Origin of the sequence: Streptomyces sp. BoleA5 (assembly GCF_000373665.1) — a bacterium.
In the GTDB taxonomy this organism is placed as follows: domain Bacteria; phylum Actinomycetota; class Actinomycetes; order Streptomycetales; family Streptomycetaceae; genus Actinacidiphila.
Genome location: NZ_KB892097.1, coordinates 127921 through 140480 on the forward strand (window position 1 = coordinate 127921; position 12560 = coordinate 140480).

Sequence of the window (12560 nt, forward strand, 5' to 3'; positions counted from 1 at the left end):
GTCGGCCACCGCCGAGGTGCTTCCGGCAGGCCCGGCCGCGCGCCGTCAGACGCGGAAGACCGCCCCGACGAACTCCGTGAGCAGCCGCTCCTTGAGCGGGACGGGCAGCGCGTCGAGCAGTGCGAGCACCGGCGCCATCCGTCGCGGCAGCGCGGTGCCGCCGCCCATACCGGCGAAGGCCAGCACCGCCTCCACCTCCTCCGGCCCCAGGGTGTCCGGATCGAGCCCGGCCGCGAACTCCGCGATCGCCGGGTCCACCGCCACCGGCTCCAGGGCGCGCGCCGCCTTCAGCGCCGCGTCCAGGTCGGTGAGGAGCGCGTCGACCAGCCCGGCCGCCGCGGGGGTCAGGGTCAGGTGCAGGTTGGGCGGCAGCCCGTCGAAGGACAGCTGCGGCTGCAGGTACCAGCCGCGTTCGCGCATCTCGTCGGCGAGGTGGAGCAGCAGGCTCAGATCCGGCGCGCCGTCGGCGCCGGCCAGGGTGAACGCGACGAGCCCGGCCTGCGGATCGCCGAGCACCCGCACCCCCTCGACTGCACGCAGCCCCGGCAGCAGCCGGTCGGCGGCCGCGGCGGTGCGCTCGGCGAGCGCCCCGTAGCCGTCCTCGCCGATGTGCCGCTGCACCGCCCACGCCTGGGCGAGCAGCCCGGCCGACTTGGTGCCCTGCGCCGTGGGGTTGACCACGGGGTAGCCCGGCCAGCCCGCGTGCGCGAAGTACTGGTGGCGGCGGAGCGCGGCATCCCGGTAGAGCAGCACGGAGGCGCCCTTGTCCGCGTACCCGTACTTGTGCAGGTCCACCGAGAGCGAGGTCACCCCGGGCACCGACAGGTCGAAGTCCGGCACGTGCCGCCCGGCGCGCCGCAGGTAGGGCAGGAGCCAGCCGCCGATGCAGGCGTCGACGTGGCACAGCACACCGCGGCCGGCCGCCGCGGCGGCGATCTCCGCGACCGGGTCGACCACCCCGTGGGCGTACGAGGGCGCCGAGGCCACCACCAGCGCCGTGCGGTCGGTGATCGCCGCCGCCGTCGCGGCCGGGTCGGCCCGCAACGTGTCCCGGTCCACCGGCACCACCACGGTCTCCAGGCCCAGGTAGGCGGCGGCCTTGTGGAAGGCGGCGTGCGCGGTGGAGGGCAGGACCAGTTGGGGCGAGGTCACCCCGCGCACCGCGCGGGCGTGGTCCCGGGCGGTCTTCACGGCCAGCAGGATCGACTCGGTGCCGCCGCTGGTGAAGGTGCCCTGGGCGCCGGGGGTGCCCAGCAGCGCCACGGCGGCGGCGACCAGGTCGTTCTCCAGCCGCGCGACGCTGGGGAAGACCGTCATGTCCAGCCCGTTGACGGTGGCGAACTCCGTGTACGCCGAAGCGGCCAGCTCGTCGACGCCGGACAGCCCGGAGTCGTAGACGTACGCGAAGGTGCGGCCGCCGCGGGTGGGGGCGTCCTGGGCGCGCAGCCCGGCCAGCCGCGCCAGCACCTCGTCGGCGGGGCTGCCCTGCGGGAGGGCGGGAGAGGGAACGGGCTCACTGGGCATGGTCGTCGGTGTCCTCGGGCGGGTCGGTACGGGCGGGGGTCTGCGGGACGGGACCGGCGGGGTCCTCCCGGTAGCGGTGGAGCAGCCACAGGCTCGCGGCGGCGAGCACCGCGGGCAGCACGCTCATGCCGGCGTTGATGCCGGTCAGGGCCGAGTCCGGCTGGTCGGCGTGGTGCGCGGCGTCCGAGGAACGGAACCCGCTCACCGCCAGCACCAGGGCGAACGCCCCGGCGCCCAGCGCGAACGCCAGGGTCTCGGCCGCCGTCCACAGCCCCGTGAAGGTGGCCGCCCGCCGCCGCCCCGTGCGGACCGCGTCCGCGGCCAGGGTGTCGGCGAGCATCGTCAGCGGCAGCAACTGCAGCCCCGCGTAGGCGATCCCCACGGCCGCGACCGCCGGGTAGCCGAGACCCGGCCCCGCGTACGGGGTGAGGGCCAGCAGGGCGGCCGCGACGACGAAGAGCAGCGAGGCGCACCACTGCGCGTACTTCACGCCGCGCGCTCTGGCCAGCCGGTTCCACAGCGGCATCACCAGCACCAGCGGGCCGATCATGCAGACGAACAGCGGGGTGACGGCCCCGGCCGCGCCGAGGGTGTACGTCGCGTAGTACTGCACCCCGGCCAGCATGATTCCCACGGCGAGCGCCTGCAGCGTCCACATCCCCACCAGGAAGAGGAACGGCCGGTTGTCGCGGGCAGCCGCCAACTGCGCCCGCAGCGAGGGTTCCGGTTCGCTGCGGGCGACCGACGGGGCGTGCCGGGTGAAGCGCCAGGCGCCCAGCATCCCGGCCAGCAGCAGCACCGCCACAACTGCCCCCATCAGCCGGTAGCTCGCGGGGGTGTCGCCGTTCTCGTGGGCGACCGCCGGTGCCAGCGCCCCCGACAGCAGGATCGCCACCCCGAGGAACCCCACGCGCCAGCCCAGGACCCGGGCGCGCTCGTCCGGGTCCTCCGTCATCTCCGCGGGCATCGTCACGTACGGCACCTGGAAGACCGCGTAGGCGGTGGCGGCCAGCAGGAAGAGCACCGCCACGTAGCCGGCGGCCGCGGCCCCGCGCAGCGGCGGTGCCGCGAAGACCAGCGCGAACAGCGGCGGCAGCGTCAGCGCCCCGGCCAGCAGGAACGGCCGTCGCGAACCGCCCTGCAGGCGGCTGCGGTCGGCCGCCGCGCCCACCAGGGGGTTGATCAGCACGTCCCACGCCTTGGGGAGGAAGACGGCGGCGCCCGCCACGGCCGCCGGGACGGCCAGCACATTGGTGAGGTAGTAGAGCAGGATCAGCCCCGGCACCGTGCCGAAGGTGCCGGTGCCCAGCGACCCCAGGCCGTAGCCGATCCGCACCTGCCGGGGCAGCGGCGGGGCGGACGCGCGGCCGGCGTCCTCGGCGGGTGCGGAGGGCAGCGTCTCGGACATGGCTCCCCTGCGGGTCCGGGTCGTCTCGGGGCGGGTGTGCGTACCTGCGCGACGGCGCGGCGCGCCGTGGCCGGACGCCGCGCCGTCAGGCGTAGGAGATCACGCCGACCCGGGACTCGGACAGACCTGTGAGCAGGTCAGTTCACGAAAAGCTCCGGTCCCGCCACCACCCGGCCCGCGACCTCGCCGAAGCCGATGCGGGTGCCGTCCGGCCCCGGGGCGGTCGCCGAGACGACGAGCTCGTCACCGTCCTCCAGGAACGTCCGCTTCGTACCGTCCGCCAGTACGAGCGGCTCCTCGCCGTTCCACGTCAGCTCGATCAGCGCGCCCCGCTGCTCGCGCCGAGGGCCGCTGACGGTGCCCGAGCCGAAGAGGTCGCCCGCCCGCAACGAGGCACCGTTCACGGTCATGTGGGTGACCATCTGGGCGTACGTCCAGTACATGGTGGAGAACGGCGGACGCGAGACGACCTCGCCCCGCAGCCGGACCTCCACGGCGATGTCGAGCCCGCGCGGCGGCGTCCCCGCGCCCCGGTCGTCCAGGTAGGGCAGGATCCCCACGTCGTGCGGCGGGGGGTCGACGCGCGCCGCCGACAGCGCGTCGAGGGGCACGATCCACGGGGAGACGGACGTCGCGAAGGACTTCCCGAGGAACGGGCCGAGCGGCACCGTCTCCCAGGCCTGGATGTCGCGGGCGGACCAGTCGTTGAGCAGACACACCCCGAAGACGTGCTCCTCGGCCTCCGCCAGCGGCACCGGCTCGCCCTGCGCCGTCGGACCGCCGACGACGAAGCCGATCTCGGCCTCGAAGTCCAGCCGTTCGCACGGCCCGAAGGACGGGGCGGACAGGCCGGCGCCCCTGCGCTGCCCGTTGGGGCGGACCACCGGCGTCCCCGACACGACGACCGTGCCGCTGCGGCCGTGGTAACCGATGGGCAGGTGCTTCCAGTTGGGGGGCAGCGGCTCCCCGTCCGGGCGGAAGATCCGGCCGACGTTGGTGGCGTGGTGCTCCGAGGCGTAGAAGTCCACGTAGTCGGCGACGTCGAAGGCGAGGCGGAGCGTGACGGAGTCGCGCGGCAGCAGGTGCGGCTCGACGGCCGCCCGGTGGGCCTCGTCGGTCAGCCACGCGGTGATCAGCGACCGCACCGCGGTCCAGGCCGAACGCCCCGCCGCCAGCAGCGGGTTGAGCGTCGGCGCCGTCAGAAGCCCGGCCTCGGGCCCGGCTGTTCCCGCTCCGGCGGAGCGGGCGGCGGCGCCAACGTCGAGCACGTGGTCTCCGATGGCGACGCCGATCCGGCGTTCCTGCGGACGGTCCGCGGTGGTGAACACCCCGTACGGCAGATTGTGGACACCGAAGGGGGAGTCGTCCGGCACGGCGACCCAGGTGGGGGCGGCCATGGCACCTCCAGATACGTCGGGGCCGCGCTTCCTCGCGCGGTCGGCTCACCCTAACGTCCAGCGTGGCCTGCGCCGCCGTGCGGCCCCGCGTCGGTAGTCTCGCCGGACATCACCCGTTCCGCCCCATTCGCGAGCGAGGAGGCCGGCGATCAGCCACCCCGGGAGCCAGCCCCAGGAGGCCGACGAGCTGCGCGAACTGCTGCGCCGTCCGGCGTACCGCAGGTCGCTCGTGTTCTCCGCGCTGATCGGGATCCCGGTGTCCTTCCTGGCCTTCTGGTTCCTCGTCGCGCTGCACGAACTGGAGCGGCTGCTGTGGCAGGTGCTGCCGGGGCAGTTCGGCCTGCAGGCGCCTCCGTGGTGGTGGCCGCTGCCGCTGCTCACCCTCGCCGGTGCGATCGTGGGCCTGGTCGTCACCCGCCTTCCCGGCCGCGGCGGCCACGTCCCGGCGGGCGGTCTGCACACCGTGGGGCTCACCCCCGCCGCCCTGCCCGGCGTGGTCATCGCCGCCCTGGCGGCGCTGCCCCTGGGCGCGGTACTCGGCCCCGAAGCCCCGCTCATCGCCTTCGGCGGGGGACTGGCTCTGCTCTTCCGCGACCTGGTCCGCACGCCGGCGACCCCGCAGAGCAACGCCCTGGTGGGCGCGGCCGGTTCGGCGGCGGCGATCGCCACGATCTTCGGCAACCCCGTGGTGGCCGCGGTGCTCCTCATGGAGGTCGCCGGTGTCGGCGGGCCGCAGCTGTTCGCCGTGATGCTGCCGGCCCTGCTCGCCAGCGGCGTGGGCGACATCGTGTTCATCGGCTTCGGCCGCTGGACGGGACTGAAGACGTCCCACCTCGACATCGGCCTGCCCCGCCCGCCCACGCTCGACGCTGGCGACGTGGTGTGGGGCGTCCTGCTGGCCCTCGTGGTCGGAATGGGCGTGCACCTGACCGTCACCTGCGGCAAGGCCGCGGCGGTGTTCGTCTCCCGCAGGCCGCTGCCGCACACCGTGCTCTGCGCGCTCGCCGCCGGAGCCTGTGCCGCCGTGTACGCGCTGGCAACCGGCCGCGGCCCGCAGGAGGTCGCCTCCTCCGGGCAGACGGCACTGGCGCAGATGGCCGCCCACCCGCACCTGTGGCCCGCCGGGGCCCTGGTCGCGGTGCTGCTCTGCAAAGGCGCCGGCTATGCGCTGTGCCTGGGCGGCCTGCGCGGCGGCCCGATCTTCCCCTCGCTCTTCCTCGGCGGCGCCGCCGGGCTCCTGGCCGCCCCGCTGCCCGGCTTCGGGGTCGTACCGGCGATGGCGGCGGGCATGGCGGCGGCCGCCGCCGCCGCGATGCGCCTGCCCGTGAGCAGTGTGGTGCTCGTGGTGCTGCTGCTCGGCAACATCGAGTCGGTGCCGGTCGTGGTGCTCGCGGTGGTCGTCGCCATGGTGGCGGCCGAACTGCTGCCGCAGGGCCCGGACATCCCGCCTCTGCCGCCGCTCGGCGGCGGACGTCCGCCGGCCGGGCGGGCACCTCGTCCCGCGTCGTCACGGCCGTGACGGGCGCCGCAGGCGCGACCGCGTCTCATGGGTCTCAGGGAGGGCGTCAGGCGCTCTCCGCCCGGAGGCGCCCGCCGCGGACGGCCTCCACGAGCGCACGGTGGTCCCGCTCGTTCTGGTCCGCGTACGCCTCGGCGAACCCGGCGACCGCCCGGTCGAAGACGTCCGAACCGCCCAGATAGGCGGCGATCGCGATCCGGTCCCCGGACCGCGCGTGCGCCCTGGCCAGCGTGGCGCCGCACACCTCACCGAAGAGGGTCATCGTGCCGGGGCTCAGGTTCTCGGCCACCACGATGCCCTTCCAGTCGCGCAACTGCCGTATGTAGAAGTCGCGCCGACGTCCGTCCACCCCGTACAGGCGCTCCCAGCCGAGGAAGATGTCGCTGGTCGCCTGCATCAGGCGCTGACCGGCGACCACCCGCTCGCCCTGCGTACGGTACGGGCCCGGCCCCGCGTACGGGGCCAGGACGGACTCCTCGGCCTTCTTCGCCTGCAGGAACAGCGGATCCTCGTCGTCCTTGCCGAGCAGGAGCAGGATCCAGCAGCGGGTCCCCACACTGCCGACCCCGACGACCTTGCGCGCGCAGTCGGCGAGCCGGTACTGCTCCAGCAGGATGCGGCGGTCGGGCTGCAGGGTGTGGCCGTACCGTTCGACGAGCCGGGCGATCTCCTTCTCCAACGCGGCGCGGGCGTCACCGTCGAGCAGGTCGCGCAGCGGCACCAACAGGGCTGGTGGGCTACGCCGAGCACCGCAGGCGCCGCGCGGCGCGTCCCCACCGGCCGTCCCGCATGGCGAACCGCCTGGAGCGGGTCTCGGCCTGGTCGTCCGCGGGCCTCGCGGTGCTTCTCCAGCCGTGGGGCCTGGTGGTGGCGGGCGCCGCGACCGTCGTCGAGGCCGCCCTGTCCCACCTCGAGTCCTATCTGGCCCTGCTGGCCTACTGCCTGATCGCCAGCTCCAGCCTGCTGACGACGGAGGTCTACGCCTTCGTCGCCCGGCACTCAGCCCGCGTCCGGCTGCTGGCCCTGCGCACCTGGCTCGACGGCCACCAGGACCAGGCGATCATCGGGCTGTGCCTGGTCATCGGGCTGCTGCCGGTCTCCAAGAGCCTGTACCGGCTCACCGCCTGAGCCCGAGGGCGCGCGCCGACTGGCGGCGCGTCAGCTCCCGGGCGGGGCCCGTGCCGAGGTGCGCCGGCCCGGTCCCGGTGGTCCAATGGCACGGGGGATCGCGCAGGGGGAAGGGAGCGGTGCCGTGAGCGACCCGATCGACGAGATGGGCCCCATCGACTACGTGGTGATCGAGTTCCCCGGCAACCGCATGACCGGTGAGGCCTTCCCCCTCCTGCTCGACCTGGTGGACCGCGGGCTCATCCGCATCCTCGACCTCACCTTCGTCCGCAAGGACGCGGACGGGAGCGTCGCCGGCCTGGAGATCGCCGACCTCACCGCCGAGGGTCTCGGTGAACTCGAGGTGTTCCAGGGCGCCTCCTCGGGCCTGCTCGGCGAGGACGACCTCGCGGACGCCGCCGCCGTCCTCGAACCGGGCAGCTCCGCCGCCGTCCTGGTCTACGAGAACCTGTGGGCCGCGCCCCTCGCGGTCGCGGTTCGACGAGGCGGGGGCAGGCTCGTCGCCAGCGGCAGGATCCCCGTGCAGGCCGTGCTGGCCTCCCTGGACGCCGGCGAGCCCGGGCCCCGGTGACCTCCGGTCAGGCGTTGCCGCCGACGACGGTGAAGCTCATCCACGGCTCCGCGTCGGGGATGCCGGCGTTGCTGGTCCTCGTCGCCAGGTAGTAGCTCTCCGTGCCCTCCAGGTTCGTGCACCCGGGGCCGGTGTGCAGGATCACGTCGCTGAGCGTGTTGTTGGCGACGGACCGGGCACCCGTGGGCGGCAGCTGGTGGCAGCCGTCCACCGACGGACTGTCGAGCTGCACCACCTTGTTGTCGGGAGTGGTGTACACCAGCGAGCCCACCGCTTTGGGGGTCAGGCCGGAGCAGCCCGCGGCGCCGAGCAGAAGGAACAGGGCGCCGGCGCGGATGCCGTGCCGCCGGAGATCTGCCATGGTGAGCGTCCTCGTCTGTGCGGAGAGCGGTGCGAAGGCAACGCTGCCCCGAAGCGCCGGCCCTGTCATGCCGGGCGCGACCAGTCGGCGCAATCGCCCGTCACCCCCTCCCGCTCGCGACGGTCCTCCCGATGCCCGGTCCGGCGGAGCCATGTGCCGGCCCCGGCACGGCGTGCGGCACGCCCGGCGCGGTGGTCGAATGGAGGCCCAGGAGCCACCGGAAGGGGACGGCATCATGCCCGGTCTACTGCGTGGAGCGGTACGCACGGCCGTCGTCGCGGGCACGGCCACCGCGGTCTCACAGCGTGTGGCGCGACGGCAGCAGGGCCGGTGGGCCCAGCAGGACTACGGACAGGCCCCGGTCCAGGAGCCCGCGCCCGCCCCGCCGCCGGCCGCCGCGCCGCCGCCCGCCCCCACGGCCGACATGGCGGGCAAGCTGGAGCAGCTCAAGCAGCTCGGCGAGCTGAAGGAGCAGGGAATCCTCACCGAGGAGGAGTTCCAGACGCAGAAACGCGCCATCCTCGGCGCCTGACGGCCCCGGTCCCGCGGAAGCCGAAGCCCGGCGGAGGACCCGAAGACGCCACAGACGCCTGTGGGCGGCACCGCCGGTCTCCCGGCGGTGCCGCCCACAGGCGTCTGCATGGTGTCCGAGGGGGGACTTGAACCCCCACGCCCGATAAAGGGCACTAGCACCTCAAGCTAGCGCGTCTGCCATTCCGCCACCCGGACAAGGTGTTCGCCGCCCGGCACTCGGCCCGGCGACGTGGAAAACAATAGCAAACATCCGGAGGTCCCCGATCACACGCTTCCCGAGGCGGAAACGTGACGGCCGCCCCGGGGCCCTCGCGGGCCGCGGAGCACGCGGGGGAGGATGGCCGGGACCGACGAACGAAGGAGACAGCGTGAGTGAGTCGAGCCCGGCCGCCCGTACGACCACCGGAGAGGACGAGGTCGTCGACCTCTGCCGGGACCTCATCCGGATCGACACCAGCAACTACGGCGACCACTCGGGGCCGGGTGAGCGGGCCGCCGCCGAGTACGTGGCGGAGAAGCTCGCCGAGGTCGGCCTGGAGCCGCGGATCTTCGAGTCGCACAAGGGGCGGGCCTCCACCGTCGCGCGCATCGCCGGCGAGGACCCCTCCCGTCCGGCCCTGCTGATCCACGGCCACACCGACGTCGTCCCCGCGAACGCGGACGACTGGACCCACCACCCCTTCTCCGGCGAGATCGCCGACGGGTGCGTGTGGGGGCGCGGCGCGGTCGACATGAAGGACATGGACGCCATGACCCTGGCCGTCGTGCGCGACATGCTGCGCAGCGGCCGCCGTCCGCCCCGCGACATCGTGCTGGCCTTCCTCGCCGACGAGGAGGCGGGCGGCGTCTACGGGGCGCGGCATCTGGTCGACCGGCACCCCGGGCTCTTCGAGGGGGTGACGGAGGCCATCGGCGAGGTCGGCGGTTTCTCCTTCACCGTCAACGAGGACGTCCGCCTCTACCTGATCGAGACCGCCCAGAAGGGCATGCACTGGATGCGGCTGACCGTGGACGGCACCGCCGGCCACGGCTCCATGACCAACACCGACAACGCCATCACAGAGCTCTGCGAGGCGGTCGGCAGGCTCGGCCGGCACGAGTTCCCGGTCCGGGTGACCAAGTCCGTCCGCGGCTTCCTGGACGAGCTGGGCGACGCCCTCGGTACCGAGCTCGACCCGGAGGACATGGAGGTGACGCTGGCCAAGCTGGGCGGCATCGCGAAGATCATCGGGGCCACGCTGCGCAACACCGCCGCCCCCACGATGCTGGGCGCCGGCTACAAGGTGAACGTCATCCCCGGCCAGGCCACCGCGCACGTCGACGGGCGCTTCCTGCCCGGGCACGAGGAGGAGTTCCTGGCCGACATCGACCGGATCCTCGGCCCCCGGGTCAAGCGCGAGGACGTGCACTCCGACAAGGCGCTGGAGACGAGCTTCGACGGCGCACTGGTCGAGGCCATGCAGGCGGCGCTGAAGGCCGAGGACCCGATCGCCCGGGCCGTGCCGTACTGCCTGTCCGGCGGGACCGACGCCAAGTCCTTCGACGACCTGGGGATCCGCTGCTTCGGATTCGCTCCGCTGCAACTTCCCCCGGAACTCGATTTCGCGGGGATGTTCCACGGCGTGGACGAGCGCGTACCGGTCGACGGACTGAAGTTCGGCGTGCGCGTTCTCGACCGTTTTCTCGCGAACTGCTGAAACGACGCTCGCATCATCGACATTTCTTGCCGCTTAGCCGAAAAGAGTGAATGAATCCCGGCGGCAGTAGCGCGCCTCCTCCCTGGTCGTTGGTTCGTGTGCGGTCCGAGGTTGGGGCCGTTTTGCCAACAAGGAGGAAAAATGATCAAGAAGGTCGTCGCTGCTGCCGCTGTCACCGGAGGGCTCGTGGCTGCGGGTGCCGGCGTGGCCGTCGCCGACTCCGGCGCTCAGGCCGCCGCTGTCGGTTCCCCGGGGGTCCTCTCCGGCAATGTGATCCAGGTGCCCGTCAACATCCCGGTCAACCTGTGCGGCAACACGATCAACATCGTGGGGCTGCTGAACCCGGCCCTGGGCAACGCCTGCTTCAACAACTGACGCCGCGGCGGGCCGCACTGCTGCAGGCCTGATCCCGGCGGCCCCGGATGCGCCGTCTTCGCGTTCCGGGGCCGCCGCACCGGCTAGGGGTGGGACACCGGTCATCCGGCCCCGGGGGGTCATTCATTCCCCCGGCGGGCGACAGTCCGCCGGTTTCCGTATCGGAAAAAGCAAGAGGCAGGGACATTCAATGCGACAAGTCGCGAAAAAGGGGCTGCTCACGGCAGTCGCGACAGGCGGCGTGCTCGCCGTCACCGGCGGCATGGCCTACGCGGACTCCCACGCGTCCGGGGTCGCCGCCGGTTCACCGGGCGTTCTGTCCGGCAACACCATCCAGGCGCCGGTGAACATTCCGATCAACGCCTGCGGTAACACCGTCAACGTCGTCGGGCTCCTCAACTCGGCGGCGGGCAACACCTGCGTCAACGGCTCCATCGACCAGGGCAAGGGCCACGGCTACGGCCAGGGCAAGGGCTACGGGAAGAAGGAGAGCGGCGGCTACGGCGGCAAGTCCGGCGGCGGCTACCGCGACAAGGACAGCGGCAAGGGTGGCTACGGCGGCGGCAAGGGCTACGGCCAGGGCGGCAGCAAGGGCTACGGCGGCGGCAAGGGCTACGGCCAGGGCCACGGCGACGACGGTTACGGTCACCGCGGTGGCGGCGCCTCGGCGCGTGCCGCGGCCGTCGGCTCCCCGGGCGTGCTGTCCGGCAACGTGATCCAGGCGCCGATCAACATCCCGGTCAACGTCTGCGGCAACACCATCGACGCCATCGGGATCCTGAACCCGGCCGTGGGCAACACCTGCGCCAATACCGGTGGCTACTACCACCACAAGGGCGGCAAGGGCCACCACCACAAGCCCGAGCACCACGGCAACCGCCACAAGCCGGGCAAGGAGCACGGCGGTGGCGGCGGTGGCGGCGGTGGCGGCGGCGGCAACCAGCCGCAGTCGATGGGCCACGGCGGCGGTCCGTCCCTGGCCCGCACGGGTGCCGGCGACATCGCCACGGGTCTGCTGACCAGCGCCGGTCTCCTGCTGGGCGGTGCGGTGCTCTTCCGCCGCGCTCGCGCGGTCAAGAACTGAGCGTCACGGTCTCACCCCTTCGAGCGGGGCCCCGCGTTTCGCGGGGCCCCGTTCCGCGTACAAGGCGTGTCACCAGGTGGCGCGTATCTGCCGGATGATCCGTCGGCGCAGCCGTACCCGGCGGCTGCCGTCCGGGTAGAGGCGGAGCCGGTCGAGCTCCCAGTGACCGTACTCGGCGTGGTCGGTCAGCAGGCGCTGGGCCTCCTTGCGGGAGACCCCCCGAGGCACGTACACATCTCTGAATTCGTATTCAGGCATCGCATCTATTGTGCGGGGAACACCTCGGTACGGATAGCGTCTTCTGCATGTCTGATGCCGCGCAGCCCACCGTTGCCGAGGTACGAGCCGCCGTCGAGGCGGTGAAAGCCGCGCTGGACCGCCACCTGGACGCCATCGAGAACCGCACCGGGGAGGACGATCCGGCGGTCTACGGGGCCTTCGAAGCTCTCGCCTCGGCTGCCGAGGCCTACGACGAGCTGCTCTACGACACCTATGACGAGGTCACGCCCTTCGAGGTGCCGCTCGGGGACACCCTCCCCGAGTACTCCGGGCCGGAGGAGCCAGGCGCGATCAGCGTCCTGATCCGCCGCGACTACACGGTCGCCGACCCGCAGCGGCTGGTCCGCCAGGCGGAACGGGTCTCCGGCTCCGCCGCGGCCGAGGGCGGCGACGTCGGCGCGGCGGTCGGTGCCCTCTTCGGGGAGTACGAGCCCGACGAGATCGCCGAGCGCCACAAGGAGTTCGGTCTGGAGGAGGGCGACTCCACACTCTGGGTCACCGCGGCGGGTCCCGCCGAGCCGGGCGAGTGGCTCTCCGCGCCCTTCGACCAGGCGGACCCGCGGCATCTGCTCTGCCGCTTCGACGTCAGTGCGGTCTACGACGAAGAGACCGACGCGGACGCGCTGGACCGCCTGGCCTGATCCGGGGCCGGCGCGGCTTCGCCGCGGGCCGGGGGAGCGGCC

Annotated in this window: 13 protein-coding genes, 1 tRNA gene and 1 pseudogene; 8 read left to right on the forward strand and 7 right to left on the reverse strand. The window is 73.3% G+C overall.

Annotated features, from left to right (window positions below):
• Nucleotides 1-45: 45 nt before the first annotated feature.
• The 3 genes from B085_RS0113060 to fahA all read right to left on the reverse strand — a co-directional run bounded on the left by B085_RS0113060 (nucleotide 46) and on the right by fahA (nucleotide 4329).
• Entirely contained in the window at nucleotides 46-1524 is a 1479-nt protein-coding gene (locus tag B085_RS0113060; RefSeq protein WP_018559012.1) for a pyridoxal phosphate-dependent decarboxylase family protein, read from the reverse strand.
• Nucleotides 1514-2932 (reverse strand): MFS transporter, encoded by a 1419-nt coding sequence (locus B085_RS0113065; protein WP_018559013.1) that lies wholly within the window; start codon nucleotides 2930-2932, stop codon nucleotides 1514-1516. Before B085_RS0113065 ends, B085_RS0113060 begins: the two co-directional genes overlap by 11 nt.
• 137 nt (nucleotides 2933-3069) lie before the next feature.
• Nucleotides 3070-4329, reverse strand: coding sequence for a fumarylacetoacetase (gene fahA / locus B085_RS0113070; protein WP_018559014.1), 1260 nt, complete (start codon nucleotides 4327-4329; stop codon nucleotides 3070-3072).
• Nucleotides 4330-4558: 229 nt separating this feature from the next.
• Here fahA and B085_RS42220 point away from each other — a divergent pair, with 229 nt between their 5' ends.
• The gene (locus B085_RS42220) at nucleotides 4559-5848 is read left to right on the forward strand and encodes a chloride channel protein (protein WP_018559015.1); all 1290 of its coding nucleotides are present in this window, start codon (nucleotides 4559-4561) and stop codon (nucleotides 5846-5848) included.
• Nucleotides 5849-5894: 46 nt separating this feature from the next.
• On the opposite strand, the pseudogene B085_RS42225 reads toward B085_RS42220, so the two are convergent.
• Nucleotides 5895-6581, reverse strand: a pseudogene (locus B085_RS42225) (DUF2252 family protein); the annotation flags it as partial.
• Between B085_RS42225 and B085_RS50695 the strand changes: the two are divergent.
• Together B085_RS50695 and B085_RS0113095 are read left to right on the forward strand one after the other, a co-directional pair.
• Nucleotides 6581-6976, forward strand: a complete 396-nt coding sequence (locus B085_RS50695) for a GAP family protein (protein WP_018559017.1) — start codon at nucleotides 6581-6583, stop codon at nucleotides 6974-6976. The pseudogene B085_RS42225 and the gene B085_RS50695 overlap by 1 nt on opposite strands.
• Nucleotides 6977-7121: 145 nt before the next feature.
• Nucleotides 7122-7547 carry a DUF6325 family protein gene (locus B085_RS0113095; RefSeq protein WP_037731620.1) on the forward strand — a complete coding sequence of 142 codons (426 nt, stop codon included), beginning with the start codon at nucleotides 7122-7124 and terminating at the stop codon, nucleotides 7545-7547.
• 7 nt (nucleotides 7548-7554) lie between these two features.
• On the opposite strand, the gene B085_RS0113100 is transcribed toward B085_RS0113095, so the two are convergent.
• Complete coding sequence (locus B085_RS0113100; RefSeq protein WP_018559019.1) at nucleotides 7555-7908, reverse strand: hypothetical protein; 354 nt, start codon at nucleotides 7906-7908, stop codon at nucleotides 7555-7557.
• Between the two features lie 235 nt (nucleotides 7909-8143).
• On the opposite strand from B085_RS0113100, the gene B085_RS0113105 reads away from it, so the two are divergent.
• Entirely contained in the window at nucleotides 8144-8440 is a 297-nt protein-coding gene (locus tag B085_RS0113105; protein WP_026250993.1) for an SHOCT domain-containing protein, read from the forward strand.
• A gap of 109 nt (nucleotides 8441-8549) precedes the next feature.
• On the opposite strand, the gene B085_RS0113110 is transcribed toward B085_RS0113105, so the two are convergent.
• Nucleotides 8550-8637 (reverse strand) — tRNA-Leu (locus B085_RS0113110).
• A 173-nt stretch (nucleotides 8638-8810) separates the two neighbouring features.
• Here B085_RS0113110 and B085_RS0113115 point away from each other — a divergent pair.
• The 3 genes from B085_RS0113115 to B085_RS51640 all read left to right on the forward strand — a co-directional run bounded on the left by B085_RS0113115 (nucleotide 8811) and on the right by B085_RS51640 (nucleotide 11598).
• Nucleotides 8811-10139: a M20/M25/M40 family metallo-hydrolase gene (locus B085_RS0113115; RefSeq protein WP_018559021.1), complete on the forward strand. Its 1329-nt coding sequence runs from the start codon at nucleotides 8811-8813 to the stop codon at nucleotides 10137-10139.
• A 141-nt stretch (nucleotides 10140-10280) separates the two neighbouring features.
• On the forward strand, nucleotides 10281-10514 hold the full coding sequence (locus B085_RS0113120; protein ID WP_018559022.1) for a chaplin: 234 nt from the start codon (nucleotides 10281-10283) through the stop codon (nucleotides 10512-10514).
• A 190-nt stretch (nucleotides 10515-10704) separates the two neighbouring features.
• Nucleotides 10705-11598 (forward strand): chaplin, encoded by an 894-nt coding sequence (locus B085_RS51640; protein WP_026250994.1) that lies wholly within the window; start codon nucleotides 10705-10707, stop codon nucleotides 11596-11598.
• A 69-nt stretch (nucleotides 11599-11667) separates the two neighbouring features.
• Here B085_RS51640 and B085_RS0113130 read toward each other — a convergent pair whose 3' ends face one another.
• Nucleotides 11668-11856 (reverse strand): DUF5703 family protein, encoded by a 189-nt coding sequence (locus B085_RS0113130; RefSeq protein ID WP_026250995.1) that lies wholly within the window; start codon nucleotides 11854-11856, stop codon nucleotides 11668-11670.
• Nucleotides 11857-11903: 47 nt separating this feature from the next.
• Between B085_RS0113130 and B085_RS0113135 the strand changes: the two genes are divergently transcribed.
• The gene (locus B085_RS0113135; protein ID WP_018559025.1) at nucleotides 11904-12518 is read left to right on the forward strand and encodes a hypothetical protein; all 615 of its coding nucleotides are present in this window, start codon (nucleotides 11904-11906) and stop codon (nucleotides 12516-12518) included.
• The last annotated feature ends 42 nt before the right edge of the window (nucleotides 12519-12560 follow it).